Origin of the sequence: Yinghuangia soli (genome assembly GCF_021502675.1) — a bacterium.
GTDB lineage: Bacteria > Actinomycetota > Actinomycetes > Streptomycetales > Streptomycetaceae > Yinghuangia > Yinghuangia soli.
In genome coordinates, this window is the sequence record NZ_JAKFHA010000020.1 from 98015 (window position 1) to 119041 (window position 21027).

The following is a 21027-nucleotide window of genomic DNA, read 5'->3' on the forward strand; positions in this document are numbered from 1 at the left end:
TCGGCGCCGCCGAAGTGCAGTAAGACGACGGAAGCGCGGTCGTGGCCCCGACCAGCAGGCTCGGAGCACGCCATCCGAGCTCGCCGACGTCAGGAGTACGCCATGAAGCTCCCCCGCCGCTCCCACCGCACCCTGGCCGTGGTCACCACCTCGGTCGCACTCCTCGCCGGGTCCGCCGGCGCCCTCGCCTACGGTGCCCCGGACTTCTCCGCGCGCCACGGCGGCTCCGCGCCGAAGCCGACCGTCGTCCTCGTCCACGGCGTGTTCGCGGACGCCTCGGGATTCGACGAGGTGATCGGGAAGCTGCGGCGCGCGGGCTACCCGGTGATCGCGCCGGCCAATCCGCTGCGCGATCTCCCCGGTGACGCCGCGTACATCTCCAGCGTCATCGACAGCATCGGCGGTCCGGTCATCCTGGCCGGCCACTCGTACGGCGGCGCGGTCATCACGAACGCGGCTCGCGGCCACGCCAACGTCAAGGCCCTCGTCTACCTGGGCGCGTTCGCCCTCGACGAGGGCGAGACGCCGCTGGGAATCGCGCAGCAGTTCCCCGGCAGCGAACTCGGCGCGGCGCTGGAGGTCAGGCAATACCCGCTGGGCGACGGCAAGTACGGGCACGACGGCTACATCAAGGACGACAAGTTCCGTGCCGTCTTCGCCGCCGACCTGCCCGCCTCCCGGACCCGGGTCATGGCCGCGAGCCAGCGTCCGGGCAGCATCGAGGGGCTGTCCACCGGAAGCGGCGTGCCGGCCTGGAAGACCGTCCCGTCCTGGTACTTGATCCCGCGCCAGGACAAGGTCATCCCGGCGGACGCGCAGCGCTTCATGGCCGAGCGCGCGAACAGCACGGTGCGGGAGGTCGATTCCTCGCACGTGGTGATGATGTCGCACCCCGACGCGGCGTACCGGATCATCGTCGACGCGGCCCGCGCGACCGACTGACGCGTCGGCGGCTCCGCCGATTCCGCGGCGGCACCGCGGCCTTCGGCTTGTGATCCCGTCCTCCGGCCGGGCGCGCGCCCGCGGGCCCCGCCCGCCCCCCGGGGGGGGCCCCCCCCCCCCCCCCCCCGCACCGCGTAGGGGCGAGCGCGGACTTCTACGACGTGTCCGCCCCGGCCACGGCGCGGCACGCGCGCGGCGTGACGCCGTAGGCGTCCCGGAAGCGGCGGGCGAAGTGGGACGGGCTGGTGAAGCCCCACGACCGCGCGATCGCGTCGATGGTCCGATGTGCGTGCCCGGGGTCCACGAGGTCCCGGCGGGCGGCCTCCAGGCGCCGCCGGATGATCCACTGCTCGAGGCCGACGCCGCCCGCCTCGCATGCCCGGTACAGCGACCGCAGCGAGACGTTGTGCACCGCGGCGACCCTGGCCGGCGTCAGCCCGGGGTCGCCCAAGTGCGTCCGGACGTAGGCCAGGACGCGGACGAGCAGCGTCTCCTCCGCGACCGAGCGCCGGACCGGGCGTTCCGCCAGGGACGCCACCATGGCCCGGGTCAGCGCCAGCGTCGAGGCGCCGATCTCGGCGGCCGCCGCGGTGTCCACCAGGCGGTCCGCATCGAGGCGCAGCGCGCGCAGGTGCGACAGCAGCAATGGGGTGACCGGACTGTGCGCGATCAGCGGGACGGCGCTGTGGATCATCCGCTCGGGCAGCCCGACCTGGTCGGCGTCCACCATGAACGCGATGCTGGTGCCCGACCCGGACCAGCGGGTCTCCCAGTAGCCGGCGCTCTTGGAGGTCAGCACCAGGTCATCGGCCGTGACCACCTGCTGATGGTCGTTCCAGATGAAGCCGCCCCGCCCGGCTGCCTGGGTGATGACCGAGACGGTGTTCCACGAGTCCATCCGCAGGTGCCGGGCGGTCTGCCAGTACCGCATGCCCGACCCGGTGGTCGCGAACAGCACCACGGGGCCGAACGTCCACGCCTCGACCCGTTTGCGGAAGTCGCCGCGCTGGTCGAGCTCGTGTTCGGCCGAACTCGCGCCGGTCGCACCGGTCGCCACCGCGTGGAACGCCTCGACCCGGTCCGCCGGCGGCACGTGTTCAGTGTCCAGGAGCAGCACGCGGCCCCCTTGGGCGGCTCCCGGTGGGGAGCGCGGTGCCTGCGCCGACGAACGGCATGGACGTGCTCCCGCCTGCCGAGGAGAGTTCCGACCGTCCGATCCTCCTCCGGCAGTCTGCCCGCGCGAACCACGTACGGCACGTAGTGGAGGGCTCGGTCCCGGACCGCCGTTCCCGGCCGGCACCGTGCGCGATGCATGGGGCGTGCCCGGGCCGTTCCGCCGGGCGGCGGATGGCACGCAGAGTCGCGAACCTGGCAGCCAGGGGCAAGCGTGCGGACACCCCGGCTTGCGACGATCTTGGGACGGTCCGGGACGCGGCTGCGGCCGCACCTGCCGGCCGACCGGGTCACTCCGCCGCGGAAGCACCTTCCGGCCCGGCCGGAGCACCGAGGAAGTCCATGACCGCCGAGTCGAATTCGCGCTGGTGAGTAAGGGGCATCGCGTGGGGGGCATTGCCGATCACGATCGACGTCGCGCGCGGGGCCGCGGCGGCCGCCCTGGCGCCGGTGGTCGCGTAGGGCATGAACGCGTCGGCGCCCCCGTGCACGACCAGCACCGGCTGGACGACACGGGCCAGGTCGGCGAGAAGGTCCTCCGCGGACCAGCAGGCCAGCGCGTCCAGGGTGCTCTGCGCGGACGACGATGCCGCCTCGTGCACCAGGTGCCGCAGGGTCGGTTCGTCCAGGACCCGTTCCCCGTCGACCGAGAAGCACCGGCCGATCAGGTCGTCGAGCATCGCGATCCGGTGCCGGCGCGCCGCCGCGGCCAGATCCTGGATCCGGCCGCCCGCAGCGGAGGCCACCACGGCCCCGGCCAGGACCAGCCGGTCGAAGCGCTCCGGCGCCAGTACCGCGGCGCGGGCGGCCTCGGCGGCCGCCGACCCGAAGGCCACCACCGAGACACGGCCGGCGTCCAGGTGGTCCAGGAGCGCCAGCAGATCGCCGGCCATCGTCGCCGGGTCGTGCCCGGTCCACGGGTGACCGGACCTGCCGGCACCGCGCCGGTCGTAGCGGACCGCCCGGCAGCCGGCCTCGACCAGGGTGCGCATCTGCCCGTCCCAGAACCGCGACGTGAAGGGCCAGCCGTGCACCAGGACCACCGCCGGCCCGGCGCCGACCGCCTCGTAGGCAAGGGCGACTTCTTCAGGGGCGCCGGGGTGGACGCGGACGATCGGCATCGCTGTGGCTCCTTCGCAGACCCGACCAGTCTGCTGCCGGCCCTCCGCGGTGCCATCGGTCATCTGACTGCATACCGCGGCGCGCGACCGGTCACGGTGCCGCCACACTGTCCAAGGACCGGTTTCCGCACCGGACGGGGGAAGGAGCGTACGCGTGCGCATCGTCGGCCGTGAGCAGGAATTGGCGGCAATCCGGGCGACCGTGGACCGGGTGCCTTCGGCGCCGCTCAACCTGACCCTGCACGGGGACCCGGGAGTCGGGAAGTCGGTGCTGCTGCGCGAGGCGGTGGCCTACGCCCGGGAACAGGGCATACGGGTCCTGGGCGGAACCGGCTACGAGACCGAGGCCCAGATGGCCTGGGCCGGTCTGCACCAGTTGTTCGCGCCGGTGCTCGGCCACTTCGACCGGATCGAGCCGTTCCACCGAGACACGCTGCTCCGGGTGATGGGCTTCCAGGACGGGCCGACGCCCGACCGCCTGGCCGTGTCCATCGCCTCCTTGTCGGTGATGGCCGCGGTCGCCGAAGAGGGCCCGGTGCTGATCGCCGTCGAGGACGCGCACTGGGTGGACCACCCGACGCGCGAGGTCATGATGTTCCTGATCCTGCGCCTGGAGCGGTACGACATCCGCGCCGTGTTCGCCCGCCGGCCGCTGACCGCGACCGAACGCGTGTCCCCGGGCATCGGCATGCTGGAGATCCCGCCACTGCCCCGCGAGGCCGCGCGCGAACTCCTCGAAGAACTCCACCCCGACCTGCCGCCCGCGGTACGGGACCGGGTGCTCACCGACGCCGCGGGCAACCCGCTCGCGATCGCCGAACTCCCGCACGCCTTCGGCACCGAAGCCGCCGACAGCCTGGACCTGCTGCCCTCCGGCGCGCCGCTGCGCAGCCGCCTGGAGACCGGGTACGCCAGTCGCGCGCTGACGCTGCCGGCTCCGCAGCGCGCCGCCCTGCTGCGTACGGCGCTGGACGGCGACGGGCTGGAGAACGCCACCGACCTGCGCCGCCCCAGCGGTCTGACCGCGCACGACATCCTCGACATCGAGCGCCTGGGCCTGATCTCCCGCGACTCCACGCCCTCGGGCCTGCGGTTCCGCCACCCCCTCGTGCGCTCGGCGATCATCGCCACCGCCTCGCCCGACGAAGTCCGCGAGGCGCACGCGACGTTGGCCGAGCAATACCGGCGCGACCCGGAACGGAGGATGTGGCACCTCGCGGCCGCCGCCGTCGAACCGGACGAGAATGTCGCGGCGGAGATCGAAAGCGCCGCCGACGCGCTGTCCACCCGCGGCGGCGCCGGACTCGCGGTGACCGCGCTGCGCCGCGCCGCCGCCCTCACCCCGGAACCCGGTCCCACCGCGCGCCGGCTCCAACGCGCCGCCGAACTGGCCAGCGAATCCGGCCAGATGGACATCGCGCAGCGCCTCGTGGACGAAGCCCGCCGCACCGTCGACCGGCCCGACCACCTGGCCCGCGGCCTGACCACCCGCGCGCGGGTCCTGCTGCTGCGGGACGGCGATCTCGCCGCCGTCCGGCGGCTGCTCGACCGTGCCTCGGCCGCCGACGACGAGCCCGTCCAGATCCTCCAAGTCCGGCTGGTCGCCGCCTCCTACGCCCAGGACCCGGCCGAATGGGACCGCCTGCACACCATGGTGAAGCACCCGGAGGGCAGCCCCGACACGCTGACGGCCTTGCTCTACGACGTCCTCGCCGACCTGCCGCGCACCGCCCACGGCCTCGCCAACCGCATCGGCTCACGACTCGCCGACGCGACCGAGAGCACGCCACCCGGCCACATCGCCGAGCTGTGCCGGGCCGCAGCCTGGATCGACCGGCTGCACGACTGCCGCGACCACTTCGCCCGGCTGGTCGAGCACGAGACCGGCCGAGGGGCACTGACGTACGCGGCCAGCGGCTACTGGTTCCAGGCCCACGACCACACCCTCTCCGGCGAATGGGACGAGGCCGAGGCAGCCGCGAACGCCGGCCTGGACCTGTGCCTGCGGCACGACCTGGAACTGATCGCGCAGGACCTACGCTGCGCGCTCGGCTGGGTCGCGGCGGGCCGCGGCGACGTGGACAGCACCCGCGCCTACAGCCGCACCGTCGAGCAGTGGGCGGAACCGCGCGGCAGCCGGTTCCACCTGGCCCTGTCGACCCGGAACCTCGCCCTGGCCGAACTCTCCCAGGGCGACTACGAAGCCGCGTACGCGCAGTGCGTGCGCGGCGGCGTCCCGGACAGCGCGGCCGGCCCGGGCTACGGCCCCTGGATGCTGCTGGACCTCGTGGAGGCGGCGCTGCGCAGCGGACGTACCACCGAGGCCGCGGCGCAGGTCGCCGCCGCCGACGCCGCCCGGGTCGCGGACCGCACACCGCGGCTGCGGCTGCACATGGCCGCGGCACACGCACTGCTGGACGCCGGCCCCGCTCCCGAGGCTGCCGCGGCCCGGCTGCGCGCCGCGCTCGCGCTGCCGACGGCCGAGCAGTGGCCGTTCGACCACGCGCGGCTCCGGCTGCTGCTCGGCGAGCTGTACCGGCGCAATCACCGCCCCGGCGACGCCCGGCCCGAACTCCAGCGCGCCGCCGACATCTTCCGCCGCATCGGCGCGACCGCATGGTGCCGCCGGGCCGAACAGGAACTACGCGCCTCCGGGGTGGCCGTGCAACGCGAACCGGGCAGTGCACCCTCCGCCGGCGGGGAACTGCTGACCGCGCAGCAGATGGAGGTCGCCCAACTCGCCGCGACGGGGTTGAGCAACAAGGAGATCGGCGAGCGCCTCTACCTGTCGCCGCGCACCGTCAGCGCCCACCTCTACCGGGTCTTCCCGAAACTGGGCATCACCTCCCGCTCCGCGCTGCGCGACGCGCTGGAGTCGCTGGACACCCGGCCCTGACACCGGACCGCCCGCACTCACCCCGAAGACGACACCCCTTCCGCCCGTTGGTACGCGTGGCTTCAGCGGCGCAGTGCGTGCTGCTTGAATGATCCACTGCGCGCGGATGCCCGGCGCCGCGTACCACCGTTCCCTAGGGTGCCTGCATGATCCTCAAAGGGCGCGCCCGCGAGACCGAGCTCCTCGACGGATTCGTCGCCGACGTACGCAGCGGACTGAGCCGGTCCGCCCTGCTGCTCGGCGATCCGGGGATCGGCAAGACTGCCCTTCTGGACCACGCGACACGGACCGCGGCCGAGCTGCGCGTCCTGCGCGCAGCAGGAGTCGAGGCGGAGTCGGGGCTCCCGTTCGCCGGGCTGCACCGGCTCCTGCTCCCCGTCCTCGACGGCCTCAAGGCGCCCGGCGCCCTGCCCGCCTCGCAACACGAAGCGCTGCGCGTGGCCTGCGGCCTGGCCGACGGCGCCCCGCCCGACGGGTTCCTGGTCGGCCTGGCCACGCTCACGTTCCTCGCCGACACCGCACGCGAACGCCCGCTGCTGATCTGCGCGGACGACGCCCAGTGGCTGGACGACGAATCACTCGGTGTCCTGGCCTTCGTCGCCCGCCGCCTGCAGGCCGAGGGCGTCGGCCTGCTGTTCGCCGCGCGCCCCGGGTTCGACGCACCGGCCGGCGTCCCCCTGGTGGAAATCACCGGTCTCACCGCCCCGTTCGCCCTCGAACTGCTGCACTCGGCGGCGGACGGACCCCTCGACGCGCAAGTAGCCGCGCAGATCGTCGCCGCCACCGTCGGGAACCCCCTGGCCCTGGCGGATCTCGGCCGGTCGCTGTCGACCGAACAACTGTCGGGCGCCGCCGCCCTCCCCGACCCCCTCCCCGTCGGAGACCGGCTGGAGCGGCACTACCTCGAACAGGTCCGTCGGCTGCCGTCCGCGACCCGCACCTGGCTGCTCCTCGCCGCCGCCGCGCCCGGCGGCGACCTGGCCTACATCGCCGCTGCGGCACGGACGTCCGGCATCGGCATGGACGCCGCAGCCCCTGCCGAGGCGGCACGCCTCGTCGTCCTGCGCAGCACCGCCGAGTTCCGGCACCCCCTCGTACGTTCCGCCGTCTACGGCGGCGCCACCGGCACGGCCCGCAGGCAGGCGCACCAGGCCCTGGCCGAGGCCACCGACCGCCCGGCGGACACCGACCGGCGGGCCTGGCACCTGGCCGCGGCCGCCCTCGCCCCGGACACCGCGGTCGCCGACGAGGTCGAGCGCTGCGCCGACCGGGCCGGGGCCCGCGGCGGACACGCAGCCCGCGCCACGTTCCTCACCCGCGCCGCCGAGCTCACCACCGAAGAGGACGTACGCGCAAGGCGGTTGCTCGCCGCGGCCGAATCCGCGCTGACCGCGGGCGCACCGGTGCGGGCCGAGTCGCTGCTCGACGCGGTCGACGACGGAAGCCCGCTCGACGACGTGGGCCGGGGCCGTGCCCTGCTGGTGCGCGCGCAGGCCGCCGCGCTGCGGGGCGGCGCCGGATCGTTCGGCCAAGCCCCCGCCCTCTGCCTGCAGGCCGCACGCCTGCTCGCCCCCGAAGAGCCGGACCTGGCCCGGGTGGCACTGGTCCGGGCGATCGACCGGGCCATCACCGCGGAACACCTCATCCGCGACACGACTGTTGCCGACATCGCCGCTGCCGTCGACGCCCTCCTGCCGCGCTCCCTCCCAGTCACCGGCACCGACCTGATCCTGCGGGCGTTCGCCGTCCTGGCCACCGACGGATACGTAGCGGCCGTACCGCACATCCGAGCCGCCTGCGCGATGCTGCTCGACCCGTCCACCCCCGACGACGCCGTCCTTCGCACCTACGTGCCGGTCGTCACCCTGTCCATGGTGCTGTGGGACGAACCGACCCAGACCGCGGTCATGACCCGCGCCGCCGACGTCGCCCGCCGCGCGGGCGCGCTCCTGCAACTCGACACCGCCCTGTACTGCCTGGTGCTGAGCGAGACCAACCTGGGCCAACTCGCCAGCGCCGACGAACTCTCCGCCCAGGGAAACCAGCTGCGCGCGGCCATCGGCGCCACCGACGACATGTGGGCCCTGTACCGTCACCCGGAACTCCTCGCCTGGCACGCCGACGCAGACGGCCTCGAAGCCGTCCTGCGCGACTCGCGGCAGGCAAGCACCTGGCTGGGCAACGGCGCGGTCGAATCGATCGCGCGCATCGGCATGGCCGTCCTGGCCTTGAGCGCCGGAGAGTACGCCACGGCCCGGGCGATCACCGAAGAGCTGGTCGGCCACGATGTCTTCGCCTACCACTCGCGGCTGCTGCCCCACCTGATCGAGTCGGCACTGCGCAGCGGCGACCGCATCGCCGCCACCGCGGCCCTGCACACCCTCGAAACCCGGGCGACGGCGGCGGACACCCCCTGGGCCCGCGGCGTACTGCTGCGCTGCCAGGCCCTGATGGCCACCGGCAACGACGCGGACCCGCTCTACCGCGAAGCGATAGCGACCCTCACTCAAACCCGAGCACACGCCGACCTCGCGGTGGCCTACCTCCACCACGGCGAATGGCTCCGCCGCCGACGCCGCCGCAAGGACGCCCGCGATCCCCTGCGGAACGCGCTGCAGATGTTCGACACCATGCAGGCCACCGCCTTCGCCACCCGCGCCGCCCAGGAACTGGCCGCCACCGGCGAGACACCGCAGCGCGGCGGCCCCGGCCCGGCGAACGTCCTGACCGCACAGGAATCGGCGATCGCCAGGCTCGCCCAAGCCGGCGCCACCAACGCCGAAATCGCCGAGAAGATGTTCATCAGCGCCAGCACAGTCGACTACCACCTGCGCAAGGTCTTCCGAAAACTGGGCCTGACCTCCCGCCGGCAACTGCAGAAGACAACGCACCTGTAATGCCACGGCACACCCCGGCCCCCTGCCCGCCGGGACGACCGCGGCGGGGGCGCCGAACGAAGGCCGCGACGCGGTCGGCTACTTCAACTCGAAGAGCAGCGCGCGGACCTCGCTGCCACCGGTGTTCTGCGTGGAGTGGTCCACAGCCGGGAACCACATCGGCTCGCCGGCCACGAGCGGTGGCCTCGGTACTCCGGCTGCCGGCGGTCACTTCGCGTCCGCGTCCGGTTTTCCGGTGAGGGACTGCTGGTAGACGTCCGCATAGGTGGGCGAGTCCCCGATGAGGCCGTCGCAGAATGCGGCGACGTCGTCGCCGATGAGGTGCCGGACGCCCTTGCCCTGGGCGGCGCCCTCCTCGAAGAAGTCGACGATCCCGGGCAGCAGGGAGTCGCCGAGCAGGTCGACCGGTCCGACCTTGAACAGGTACTTCTGCATCTCCCGGTACACGATCCGGTAGTCCGCGGGGAGCGCGTCGACCCGGGCCATGTGCGCCCGCCACTGCTTCTTGCCCTCGATGATGTCGCGGATGCCCACGTCAGCCTCCCAGCCGGCTCAGCTTCGTTGCGACGTTGCGGTTCAACTGCTCGCGCCAGCGGTCGCGGTACGTCCGGGCACCTGCTCCGCCGGCCAGCGCGGCGCAGAAGCCCGGGATGTCGTCGCCAAGCACCTCCCCAGCGCTCTGCCCGTCCGCCGCCGTCGTCTCCAGCAGCGCCAGAGCGGCGTCGAGGATCGGCATCAGGTTGCGCCCGGTGAAACTCCCGTACAGGAACAGGTGCGCCTTTATCTGCTCCCAGGCCGCCCGGTGGTCCTCCGGCAGCGCCGCTGCCCGCACCTCGAACCCCTTGTATTCCCGGGTCAGATCGTTGCCGGTGATGGTGTCCCAGAAGTTCATCGTCCGCCCTCCTTGAGCGTGTCGATGCGTGCGGAGAGGTACTGCCACTTCGCCCAGAACTTCTCCAGTTCGCTGCGCCCGGCATCGTTGAGCGTGTAGAACTTGCGCGGCGGGCCCACCTCAGACGGCCGCTTCGCGACCTCGACAAGGCCGTTCTTCTCCAGCCTCAGCAGGATCGTGTACACGGTCCCCTCGACGACGTCGGTGAAGCCGAGGTCGTTCAGGCGGCGCGTGACGGCGTACCCGTAGGTCTCCGACTGGCCGATGATCTCGAGCACGCATCCCTCGAGCGTGCCCTTCAGCATCTCCGTCAGGCCGTCCATCACTGTCCTCCCCGAGCTCCGGTACTCCGTGCCACCGAGTACCACTACACGGTATCACTGAGTACCGGCGGCGTCGGCGTCCGCGCCACATGCCGCCTCGTCTCCGGGTCAGGCCAGGCCCACGGCTTCGGCGAGGGTGCGTCCCCAGGTGTCGAGGGGACCCAGAGAGGCGGGCACGGCCAATCCGAGTACTGCGGCCACGAGCGCGGCGGGCACCAGCAGCGAGCCGACCACGCACGATGACTCGGTGGGCTCCAGTTCGACCTCTGCCCCGGCCTCGGCGGCGTAGCGGGGGATCTGCATCGGCTTGCCGACCGACGCGGCCATGCTCAGCGACACCACCACCAGCAGGATCCCGAAGGCGATGACGAGCCCCGTCACGACGGCCCCCAGCGCGGCGTACAGGGCAAGTCCCCAGATCAGCCCGTCGCGCCACGCGTACGCGAAGCCGATGGACACCACACAGGTGGTCAGCAGCACAACGGCCACCGTGAAGACCGTCCAGATCAGGAACAGTCCGGCGAGGACCACGGCCGCAGGCCGTCGCACCCGGAGTTCGACGAGGTCCTCGTCGTCGGAGAGTCGCGGGTGGCCTTCGGTTCCGTGGTCGCTCATCGTCGCATCCCCCTGTGCCGTGTGCCGAAAGGTCCCTCGAAGCGTCGTCCAATCCCACCAAGGCAAAACGGAGTTCGTCTACGTGTACGTCTCGGAGGACCGATCGGCCTGCGGTCCCCTACGTACGGCGTACTCGATGACGAGGTTCACTCCCACGGCCAGTGCGGCGTTTCTCCACCTGCTCGCCGACCTCGGCCTCTACCCCGGCAACGGGCGGCCTCTTCGACGGCCTCGGTGGCGACGACAAGCAGCGCCTCGGGCTCCCGGCGAGCAACCGGCGCACCCGGGTTCGCGGCACCGGGTGCTGCGCCGGGGCGCGGCGAAATCGGGCGGAAACATGCGTCGGGGAGTCTTGCGTCGCAGCATGGGCGCAGTCGGGGGCCGGGCCGTCGGCGGGCGCCTGCACGAGCCGACGATCGGAGCGACATGGACAGGCTTGCACTTGCCACGGCATTCGGAGCGGAACTGCCGGCCTGGGTGGCGGACGAACTTGCGGACGTCCCGGACGTGTTGGCCACCGCCGAAGACCGCATGAAGGTCGTGCACCGGCTCGCCGACCGCAACCACCGCGAGGACACGGGCGGCCCCTTCGCCGCCCTGGTGGTCGAATCGGGGACCGGGCGGGTCGTGTCCGCAGGCGTCAACGTCGTCCTTGCCTCCGGACTGTCGTCCACGCACGCCGAAGTGGTGGCACTGTCCCTGGCCCAAGTGCGCCTCGGCACGTGGAACCTGGGCGCCGACGGCAGGCCGGACCTCGAACTGGTCGTCAACTGGCGTCCCTGCGCGATGTGTTACGGGGCCACTCTGTGGTCGGGCGTCCGCGGCCTGGTCATCGCGGGCGACGGCCCCGAGTTGGAAGCGCTGACCGGCTTCGACGAGGGGCCGGTACGCGATGACTGGCTCGACCAGCTCACGCAGCGCGGTATCGCCGTGACCTGCGACGTCCTGCGCGACGAGGCACTCGCCGTGTTCCGTTCCTACGGCGCCCGCGACGACGCTCTGGTCTACAACGCCCGCGGCGGCACCGGGCGCTGAGCGCGGGCGGTCGGCCGAGCCGGGCTGGGCCGGCTGAGCACGGGCGGTCGTCAGCCGGCCCGGGCCGGGCCGGAGTCCTCGTCCTGTCCCGTAGCCGCACAGCCGACGCCGCCGACTACTTCGGCCTGCCCCGCGAACGCACGTCGCGGTGAACCGTCCGTGCGTTTTGCCGCGGGGCTGGTCGGTGGTGACGTGCGCGGGAGTGGGTCTGCGCGACGGTGGCTAATGGCGGGGCACGTTCAGGACGTGGTCTCTGGCTTCCGCGTAGCGGGGGCGGATCGACGGGGCGGCGGTGTCGGCGTCGTAGAGGAGGGTGCCCGGGTAGGGGTGGTACGCCGGGGGTTCGGTGCCCGGGCCCGTCAGGGTCCAGGCGGCCTGGCGGGCTGCGCCGAGGGCGACGTACTCGGCGGGGCGCGGGACCGAGACGGGGAGGCCGAGGACGTCCGGGGCGATGCGGCGGACGGCTTCGGCCTGGGCTGCGCCGCCGACCAGCGAGACCTGGTCGACGGCGATGCCCTGGGCGCGCAGGGCGTCCAGGCCGTCGGCCAGTCCGCAGAGCATGCCCTCGACGGCGGCCCGGGCGAAGTGCCGCGGGGTGGCGTTGTCCAGGGTGAGGCCGTGGACGGCGCCGGTGGCGTCCGGGCGGTCGGGGGTGCGTTCGCCGGCGAGGTAGGGGACCAGGACGAGGCCGCCCGCGCCGGGCGGGGCGTCCAGGGCCAGTTCGGAGAGTGCGTCGTGGTCGATGCCGAGCATGGTGGCGGCGGCGTCCAGGACGCGTGCGGCGTTGAGGGTGCAGACGAGGGGCAGGAAGGAGCCGGTGGCGTCGGCGAAGCCGGCGACTGCTCCGGTGGGGTCGGCGGCGGGCGCCTCGGAGACGGCGAATACCGTGCCGGACGTCCCGAGGGACACGACGACATGGCCGGGTCCGATGCCGAGCCCAAGCGCGGTCGCCATGTTGTCGCCGGTGCCCGAGCCGACGGTGACCCCGCCCGGCGTGCGGCCCGCGGGCTCGGCGGCGGCGACAAGCCGCGGGACGGTCGGGGTACGGCCTGTCGCGAGGGCCAGCAGGTCGGGCCGCCAGGCCCGTTCGGCCGGTGCGTAGTAGCCGGTCCCGGAGGCGTCGCCGTGGTCGGTGGTGAGGCCGCCGAGGCCGCCGGCGCAGCCGCGGAGGCGCCAGGTGAGCCAGTCGTGCGGCAGGCAGACCGCGGCGGTGGCGGCCATGGCGTCCGGTTCGCGCTCGGCGAGCCAGCGCAGTTTGGCGACCGTGAACGAGGCGGGCGGGACGCTGCCGGTGTCGCGCGCCCACGCGGCCGGTCCGCCGTGTTCGCGGACGAGGTCGCGGGCGGCGGCGGCCGAGCGGGTGTCGTTCCACAGGAGCGCGGGCCGTACGACCGCCCCGTCATCGTCCAGGCAGACCATGCCGTGCTGCTGCGCGGCCACCGACACGGCGTCCACCCCGTCGAGCCCGCCGGCCCGGTCCAGGGCCACGAGCAGCGCCTGCCACCAGTGTTCGGGGTCGACCTCGGTGCCCTCGGGGTGGGCCGCCCGGCCGGACCGCACGACGACGCCGGTCCGCGCGTCGCACACGAGGACCTTGCAGGACTGCGTGGACGAGTCGATTCCCGCGACCAACCGGCGCCGCTGCATGTCAGCGGGTCCCGAGAAGGTGCTCGAGCGCCAGTTGGTCGAGGCGTTCGACGTTGCACTCGCGGGCTCCGGCCACGTCCGGGTCGAACGCGTCGGCGGCCAGGTCCGCGTACGTCTCGCCGGGGGCGAGCGTGGGCAGCGACAGTTCCGGGACCTGGGCGGCGGCGAGGGCCTCCTGTACCTCGGGATCGGCCCGGAAGGCGCGCACGCGCTCGCGCAGGATGAGGTACGTCCGCATGTTGGCGGCCGCCGCGTCCCAGACCCCTCGCGGCCCTTCGGTGCGCAGCGGCTTGAAGTCGAAGTGCCGGGGCCCGTCGTAGCCGCCGTGCTCCAGCAGGTCGACCAGGAAGAACGCGCCGCGCGTGTTGCCGTGGCCGAACACCAGGTCCTGGTCGAACCGGGCGCCGTTCTGCCCGTTGAGGTCGATGTGGAAGAGCTTGCCGGCCCACAGCGCCTGCCCGACCCCGTGCACGATGTTGAGCCCGGCCATCTCCTCGTGTCCGACCTCGGGGTTGACCCCGACCATCTCGGGGCGGTCCAGTTGCGCGATGAACGCAAGGGCGTGGCCGACGGTCGGCAGCAGGATGTCGCCGCGCGGCTCGTTGGGCTTCGGTTCGAGCGCGAAGCGCAGGTCGTAGCCGCGGTCGACGACGTACTGGCACATCAGGTCGACGGCTTCGCGGAAGCGGTCCAGCGCGGCCGGGATGTTCTTGGCGGCGTCCGACTCGGTGCCCTCGCGGCCGCCCCACATGACGTAGGTGCGGGCGCCGAGTTCGGCGGCGAGGTCGATGTTGCGCATCACCTTGCGGAGTGCGTAGCGGCGTACGCCCCGGTCGTTGGAGGTGAACGCGCCGTCCTTGAAGACCGGGTGCGTGAAGAGGTTCGTGGTCGCCATCGGCACGACCATGCCGGTCTCGTCGAGGGCGGTCCGGAAGCGGGCGACGGCCTTCTCGCGGGCGGCCTCGTCCGAGCCGGGCGGGATGAGGTCGTCGTCGTGGAACGTGACGCCGTACGCTCCGAGTTCGGCGAGGCGGTGCACGGTGTCGACGGGGTCGAGCGGCAGCCGGCTCGCGTCGCCGAACGCATCGCGGGCCGGCCAGCCGACCGTCCACAATCCGAAGCTGAAACGGTCTTCCGGGGTGGGGCGGTAGTCGGTCACGACGAACCTCCGCAATGATTAGTCCAGCACATGGACTAATCAAGTGGGTCCGGTCGGCGGCGTCAAGTCCTTGGCACGTTGCAAAGGCGTGTCGCCGAGAACGAGTTCCGCCTCGGGGGCGGACGGGAGGGACGGGAGGGGCGGCATGGCCCAGGCGTCGGAGCCGGTACGGCACACCGGCATGCGCGAGCACAACCTGTCGCTGGTGCTGGGGGCGATCGTGCGGCACGGGTCGGTCACGCGCGCCCGGGCGGCCGAGCTCACCGGTCTGACCAAGACCACGGTGTCGGGACTGGTCGCCGCGCTGACCGAGGCCGGTTTCGTCGCCCCGGCCGACGCCCGGGCGGACGCCGACGGTCCGGGAGCACGCGGCGAACGCAGCGGACGCGGCCCCGGACGGCCGGGCGCCCCCGTGGCCGTCTCCGGAGCCCGGCACGCCGGCCTCGGGCTCGCGGTCGACGCCGACGGGCTGTCCGCGTTCGTCCTCGACCTGCACGGCACGGCACGGGCCCACGAGGTCGTCGTCCGCGACAACCGCACCCGTGCGCCGGACGCGGTGGCCGCCGAACTGGGCGACCTGGCACGTCGCATGCTCGACCGCGCGGGCGCCCAAGGCCTCACCGCGGCCGGCCTCGCGCTGGCACTCCCGGGGCTGGTCGACCGGCGCGGGGGCGACGGCCGGACCGTGCTGCGCTTCGCCCCCAACCTCGGATGGCGCAACGTCGCGCCGGACGCCCTGCTGGCCGCCCACCTGCCGCCCCTCAGGCTGCCGCCCGAGACCGGCAACGAGGCCAACTTCGCGGCGCTGGCCGAGCGTTGGTCGGGCGTCGGGGCCGGACTCGGCGACTACATCCACGTATCCGCGGAGGTCGGCATCGGGGCCGGCCTGATCATCGGCGGCGAACTCTTCCGCGGGACGCACGGACTGGCCGGCGAACTCGGCCACTGCCTGGTCGAGCCGGACGGGGCCCTCTGCGGCTGCGGCAGCCGCGGGTGCCTGGAGCAGTACGCGAGCATCGACGCGATGCTGCGCGCCGCCGGGTCCGACGTGGCGGAGCCGACCGCGGCCGCCCTGCTGGCCGCGCTGACCGCGGGCCGGCCGACCGCGCTCGCCGCCGTCGAACGGGCCGGTCGGGCGGTCGGCGCGGCCCTGGTCTCCGCGATCAACCTGCTCGATCTGGACGCCGTCGTGCTGGGCGGCGGCTACGTCCCGCTGGCGCCCTGGCTGTCCGGTCCGGTGCGGGACGCCCTGGCCCGCGGCCCCGGGCGCCTACGCGGCACGGCGCCGCACCTCGCGGTCTCCACACTCGGCCGGTACGCCCCGGCCAGGGGCGCAGCAGGCTCGGTCGTCCGACGCCTCCTGGCCGACCCGGCCCTGGTGATCTGACCCGCCCCCGCGGAACCGTGCGGCTGCCCGGCACGACGCCGGACCTCCTGACCGCAGTCCCGCGGCGCCGCTGCCTGCCGCCGCCCGCCGCCCGCCGCCCGCCGCCCGCTAAGGGCACACGCACTGTCACCACTTTGTCCTGAGGGAAGGAAATCTCCCCCAAGAATCTGCGAACTTCTTCAACTACCGGGTGAAAGTGGTTAGGTTCGCCCCTGGTCGCCCTCGACGGAGACGATGGGACGTCGTCCGGCGCACGCCGGGCGATCGGCATCGACGGGTACGCGATGGGGGAATGGTGCACGATGCAGCAGGTACCGCGGAGTCCGACGTCATGCGCGCGGCGACGCGTCCGGAGAACGGGCATCAGTCGCGCCTGCTCGGCCTCCTGCGCGACGGGGGGCCGAGATCGCGCGCGGAGCTGGGCGACCTCGTGCACATGTCGCGTTCCAAGGTCGCCGTCGAACTGGACCGCCTCACCGAGCTGGGCCTGATCCGCAACGCCGGACTCGCCGCCTCGCGCGGCGGCCGCCGTTCGGGCATCGTCTGCCTGGACCCGTCGCTGCGCTTCGTCGGCATCGACATCGGCGCGACCTCGGTCGGCGTCGCCGTCACCGACGGTGAACTCCAGGTCCTGGGACGCCTTTTGGAGCCCTGCGACGTACGCCGGGGCCCCGAGGCGGTGCTCGGCCTCGCGCTCTCCCTGGTCGCCAAGATGCGCGACCAGGGCCTGCTGCCCGAAGTCCACGGCGTGGGGCTCGGCATACCCGGCCCGGTGAGTTTCCGCGAGGGCGTCCCCGTGGTGCCGCCGATCATGCCGGGCTGGGACCGCTACCCGGTACGGGAGACGCTCGGCCACGAGTTGGGATGCCCCGTCCAGGTCGACAACGACGTGAACATCATGGCGGTCGGCGAGCGGCACGCGGGCTCGGCGCGCTCGGTCGACGACTTCCTGTTCGTGAAGATCGGGACCGGCATCGGCTGCGGGATCGTCGTCAACGGCGGTGTGTACCGCGGCGCTTCGGGAAGTGCCGGCGACATCGGGCACATCCGGGTCGCGGCCGACGGCCCGACATGCGCCTGCGGCAACACCGGTTGCCTGGAGGCGTTCTTCGGCGGCGCGGCGCTCACCCGCGATGCCACCGCGGCCGCCGAGTCGGGCGCGTCCCCGCACCTGGCGGCACGTCTCGCGGAATCCGGGGAGGTCCGGGTCGAGGACGTCGCCCAGGCCATGATGGCCGGCGACGCCACCGCGATGCGCCTGGTCCGCGCGGGCGGCCGGCGCGTGGGCCAGGTGCTGGCGAGCCTGGTGAGCTTCTTCAACCCCGGCCTGATCGTGCTCGGCGGGAGCGTGCCGGGCCTGCTCGGACATCCGCTGCTCGCGGAGATCCGCAGCGTCGTCTACCGGCAGTCGCTGCCGTTGGCGACCGGCAACCTCCCCATCGTCCTGTCCGAACTCCGCGACACCGCAGGGATCATCGGCGCGACCCGGGTCATCAGCGACCACGTCTTCTCGGCACCCTGACTTTTCTCGGCACGACGCGAGCACCTCGACAGCCAGACGACCGCACCGCAGAGCCCGTACGGCGGGCCCGGACCAGGGAGAAGGCATCATGGCGCGACCGATCACGCTGTTCACCGGCCAGTGGGCGGACCTCCCCTTCGAGGAGGTCTGCCGCCTCGCCTCCGAATGGGGCTACGACGGACTCGAAATAGCCTGCTGGGGCGACCACTTCGAGGTCGACCGGGCGCTCGCCGAGGACGACTACGTGGCCGGCCGCAAAGCCGTCCTGGACAAGTACGGCCTCAAGGTGTGGGCGATCTCGAACCACCTCGTCGGGCAGGCCGTGTGCGATGCGGTGATCGACGCCCGGCACGAGGCCATCCTGCCCGCCCGGATCTGGGGCGACGGCTCCCCCGAGGGCGTACGCGCGCGGGCCGCCGCGGAGATCGCGGACACCGCCCGCGCGGCGGCCCGCCTCGGCGTCCGCACCGTCGTCGGGTTCACCGGTTCGTCGGTGTGGCACACGGTCGCGATGTTCCCGCCGGTGCCCGAGGCCATGGTCGAGGCCGGCTACCGCGACTTCGCGGACCGCTGGAACCCGATCCTGGACGTGTTCGACGAGGTCGGCGTGCGGTTCGCGTTCGAGGTCCATCCCAGCGAGATCGCGTACGACTACTGGACCACCGTGCGCATGCTGGAGGCGCTCGACCACCGCCCGGCGTTCGGGCTCAACTGGGATCCGTCGCACTTCGTGTGGCAGGACCTGGACCCGGCCGCGTTCATCCTGGACTTCCGCGACCGGATCTACCACGTCGACTGCAAGGACGCGCGGGTGCGCACCGGCGACGGCCGCCGCGGCCGGCTCGGCTCGCACCTGCCGTGGGGCGACCCGCGGCGCGGCTGGGACTTCGTCTCCACCGGCTTCGGCGACGTGCCGTGGCAGGACTGCTTCCGCGCACTGAACTCGATCGGCTACACCGGCCCCATCTCCGTGGAGTGGGAGGACGCCGGCATGAATCGGCTGCACGGCGCCGTCGAGGCACTGGAGTTCGTACGCCGGTTGAACGCCATCGAGCCGCCCGCGGCGTCGTTCGACAGCGCCTTCTCGTCGGGACCCGCCAAGGACTGAACGGGCAGACACCGCACCGCAGTACGCCCGTCCCGCAGCCGGATGGCCGCGCGGCCTGGGCCGCGCGCCCACCGGGGCGGGCCGAACACGCCGCTCCGCCTGGCCGGAGGCACTTCTTCACCCCGTCGCGAGCCCTCCCACGGAGCTTCCCGCAAGCCCTCCCCCAGGCCGCCCACAGCGGCCCTCGGGCCGCCCGCGACCACCCTCGGCCTTGCCGTGCCCGGACCACGGGAGACTCCTGTCCGCGACTTCGTCCCGGCTCAGGAAAAATAAAAGAGATATCCCCGCGAAGAACTTCCACTCGGAAGACAAAGTCTCTAGCGTGACGGACCACACGGCGAGCGCGAGCGTTCGGCTCCCCGCCGTCGAACCGGCTAGCACCGCAGCGTTCTTCGGCACGGCTCGCCCCCCGCACCTCCGTTCGGCACCTGCGCTCCACGGGCCCGCGCTTCCGGAATCCCCCGTTCCGGGCAGTGCACCCCCGGCACCGCGCTCCACGGCACATCCGTTCATCGGCACGCCCGTTCACCGGTACGCCCACTGCACGGAACACCTGTTCCAGGCAGGCCCGTTCATGGCACGCCCGTTCCACGCACGTTCGTCCCTCGGCACCGCGCTCTCCGGCCCGTCCTCCACGGAACCGCCCGCGAAGGAGCACCTGTATGCCATCGGCCCCGTCCGCCGACCGCGAAGCACCGCTCTTGGCGATGCGCGAGATCGTCAAGGAGTTCCCGGGCGTCCGCGCGCTCGACGGCGTCTCGCTCGAGGTCCGCGAAGCGGAGGTGCACTGCCTGCTGGGCCAGAACGGGGCCGGGAAGTCGACCCTGATCAAGGTGCTGGCCGGCGTCCACCAGCCCGACGAAGGCGTCCTGCTGTGGCGCGGCGAGCAGGTGCGGCCGGGCAACCCGACCGCCGCGATCCGGCTCGGCATCTCGACCGTCTACCAGGAACTCGACCTGGTGGAAGGCCTGTCCGTGGCGGAGAACGTCTTCCTGGGCCACGAACGCGCGCGCTTCGGCTTCACCCGGCGCGGCGAGATCAACCGCGCCACCGCGGCCCTCCTGCACCGGCTCGGCCACGGCAGCATCGCGCCGACCACGCCGGTGGGACGGCTCCCCGCATCCGGACGGCAGATCGTGTCCATGGCCCGGGCCCTGTCCCACGACGCGCGGCTGATCGTCATGGACGAGCCGTCCGCCGCCCTCGCGCACAACGAGGTCGAGAGCCTGTTCCGCACCGTGCGCGAGCTCACCGCGGCCGGCGTCGCGGTCGTGTACATCTCGCACCGGCTCGACGAGATACGGGAGATCGGCGACCGGGTCACGGTGCTCAAGGACGGCCGCACGGCCGCGGCCGGCCTGCCCGCCCGCGGCACCCCCACCCAGGAAATTGTCGCGCTGATGACGGGACGGCGCATCGAACACGCCTTCCCGCGACGCCCCTCCGACGAGCCGGCCGACAACCTGGCCGACAACCTGGCCGACGACGACGCAGCAGCGAAGACCGCCCCCGCCGCGGCACCCGAGATCCTGCGCGTCGAGCACCTGACCCTGCGCGGCCGGGTCCACGACGTGTCCTTCTCGGTGCAGGCCGGCGAAATCGTCGGCCTCGCCGGCCTGGTGGGGTCCGGACGCTCCGAGATCCTGTCCGCGGTCTTCGGCGCCGTCCGGCCCACCTCGGGACGCGTACTCCTGGACGGGGCGCCCGTCCGCCCCGGCAGCACGCACACGGCCGTCCGGCGCGGCATGGGCCTGGCACCGGAAGAACGCAAGTCGCAGGGCCTGCTGATGCTCGACAGCGTGGGGCGCAACATCACCATCGCCTCGCTGAGCCGCTACGCACGCCTGGGCTGGTTCGACCGGCGGCGCGAGACCGAGGACGCCCGGCGGCAAGCCGAGGCCCTCGACATCCGCCCGGCCGACCCGCACCGCCCGATCCGCACCCTTTCCGGCGGCAACCAGCAAAAGGCGGTGCTCGCTCGCTGGTTGCTGCACGGCTGCCGCCTGCTGCTGCTCGACGAACCCACCCGCGGCGTCGACATCGGGGCGCGCAGCGAGCTGTACGCGCAGATGCGCAAGCTCGCCGACAGCGGGATCGCGATCCTGCTCGTCTCCAGCGAGATACCCGAGGTACTGGGCCTGTCCGACCGGGTCCTGGTGATCCGCGACGGCCGCGTCATCGCCCGCGCCCCCGCCCGTGAACTGGACGAACACCGAGTACTGGACCTCGTCATGGAGGGAAGCAGCCTGTGAACCGCGACGTACGGGACGACCTTGCAAAGGCGCAGCCCTCCCCCGCCCCGCCCGCCGG

At 73.1% G+C, this 21027-nt stretch carries 16 protein-coding genes; 8 read left to right on the plus strand and 8 right to left on the minus strand.

Annotated features, from left to right (window positions below; translation table 11 throughout):
• The first annotated feature begins 102 nt into the window (after positions 1–102).
• Positions 103–942: an alpha/beta fold hydrolase gene (locus tag LZ495_RS28035; RefSeq protein ID WP_235055706.1), complete on the plus strand. Its 840-nt coding sequence runs from the start codon at positions 103–105 to the stop codon at positions 940–942.
• Between the two features lie 154 nt (positions 943–1096).
• On the opposite strand, the gene LZ495_RS44230 is transcribed toward LZ495_RS28035, so the two are convergent.
• Together LZ495_RS44230 and LZ495_RS28045 are read right to left on the minus strand one after the other, a co-directional pair.
• Complete coding sequence (locus LZ495_RS44230) at positions 1097–2059, minus strand: helix-turn-helix domain-containing protein (RefSeq protein ID WP_308268653.1); 963 nt, start codon at positions 2057–2059, stop codon at positions 1097–1099.
• Positions 2060–2405: 346 nt separating this feature from the next.
• Positions 2406–3236, minus strand: coding sequence for an alpha/beta fold hydrolase (locus LZ495_RS28045; protein WP_235055707.1), 831 nt, complete (start codon positions 3234–3236; stop codon positions 2406–2408).
• Between the two features lie 154 nt (positions 3237–3390).
• On the opposite strand from LZ495_RS28045, the gene LZ495_RS28050 reads away from it, so the two are divergent.
• Positions 3391–6132: a helix-turn-helix transcriptional regulator gene (locus tag LZ495_RS28050; RefSeq protein ID WP_235055708.1), complete on the plus strand. Its 2742-nt coding sequence runs from the start codon at positions 3391–3393 to the stop codon at positions 6130–6132.
• 146 nt (positions 6133–6278) lie between these two features.
• Positions 6279–9029, plus strand: coding sequence for a helix-turn-helix transcriptional regulator (locus LZ495_RS28055; protein ID WP_235055709.1), 2751 nt, complete (start codon positions 6279–6281; stop codon positions 9027–9029).
• Between the two features lie 207 nt (positions 9030–9236).
• On the opposite strand, the gene LZ495_RS28060 is transcribed toward LZ495_RS28055, so the two are convergent.
• The 4 genes from LZ495_RS28060 to LZ495_RS28075 form a co-directional block, all read right to left on the minus strand.
• Entirely contained in the window at positions 9237–9563 is a 327-nt protein-coding gene (locus LZ495_RS28060; protein WP_235055710.1) for a DUF1048 domain-containing protein, read from the minus strand.
• A gap of 1 nt (position 9564) precedes the next feature.
• On the minus strand, positions 9565–9921 hold the full coding sequence (locus LZ495_RS28065) for a DUF1048 domain-containing protein (protein WP_235055711.1): 357 nt from the start codon (positions 9919–9921) through the stop codon (positions 9565–9567).
• Positions 9918–10244 carry a PadR family transcriptional regulator gene (locus tag LZ495_RS28070; RefSeq protein WP_235055712.1) on the minus strand — a complete coding sequence of 109 codons (327 nt, stop codon included), beginning with the start codon at positions 10242–10244 and terminating at the stop codon, positions 9918–9920. Before LZ495_RS28070 ends, LZ495_RS28065 begins: the two co-directional genes overlap by 4 nt.
• Before the next feature lie 108 nt (positions 10245–10352).
• A complete protein-coding gene (locus LZ495_RS28075; RefSeq protein ID WP_235055713.1) occupies positions 10353–10859 on the minus strand; it encodes a hypothetical protein in 507 nt (168 codons plus the stop codon).
• Positions 10860–11285: 426 nt separating this feature from the next.
• Between LZ495_RS28075 and LZ495_RS28080 the strand changes: the two genes are divergently transcribed.
• Positions 11286–11894 (plus strand): nucleoside deaminase, encoded by a 609-nt coding sequence (locus LZ495_RS28080; RefSeq protein WP_235055714.1) that lies wholly within the window; start codon positions 11286–11288, stop codon positions 11892–11894.
• A gap of 222 nt (positions 11895–12116) precedes the next feature.
• Here LZ495_RS28080 and xylB read toward each other — a convergent pair whose 3' ends face one another.
• Together xylB and xylA are read right to left on the minus strand one after the other, a co-directional pair.
• Positions 12117–13541, minus strand: a complete 1425-nt coding sequence (gene xylB, locus LZ495_RS28085) for a xylulokinase (RefSeq protein WP_235055715.1) — start codon at positions 13539–13541, stop codon at positions 12117–12119.
• A gap of 1 nt (position 13542) precedes the next feature.
• Positions 13543–14700, minus strand: a complete 1158-nt coding sequence (gene xylA / locus LZ495_RS28090) for a xylose isomerase (RefSeq protein ID WP_235055716.1) — start codon at positions 14698–14700, stop codon at positions 13543–13545.
• A gap of 145 nt (positions 14701–14845) precedes the next feature.
• Between xylA and LZ495_RS28095 the strand changes: the two genes are divergently transcribed.
• The 4 genes from LZ495_RS28095 (at position 14846) to LZ495_RS28110 (ending at position 20969) form a co-directional block, all read left to right on the plus strand.
• Entirely contained in the window at positions 14846–16087 is a 1242-nt protein-coding gene (locus LZ495_RS28095; RefSeq protein WP_235055717.1) for an ROK family transcriptional regulator, read from the plus strand.
• Positions 16088–16418: 331 nt separating this feature from the next.
• Positions 16419–17609, plus strand: coding sequence for an ROK family transcriptional regulator (locus LZ495_RS28100; RefSeq protein WP_235055745.1), 1191 nt, complete (start codon positions 16419–16421; stop codon positions 17607–17609).
• 88 nt (positions 17610–17697) lie between these two features.
• Entirely contained in the window at positions 17698–18717 is a 1020-nt protein-coding gene (locus tag LZ495_RS28105; RefSeq protein ID WP_235055718.1) for a sugar phosphate isomerase/epimerase family protein, read from the plus strand.
• Between the two features lie 662 nt (positions 18718–19379).
• On the plus strand, positions 19380–20969 hold the full coding sequence (locus tag LZ495_RS28110; protein WP_235055719.1) for a sugar ABC transporter ATP-binding protein: 1590 nt from the start codon (positions 19380–19382) through the stop codon (positions 20967–20969).
• The last annotated feature ends 58 nt before the right edge of the window (positions 20970–21027 follow it).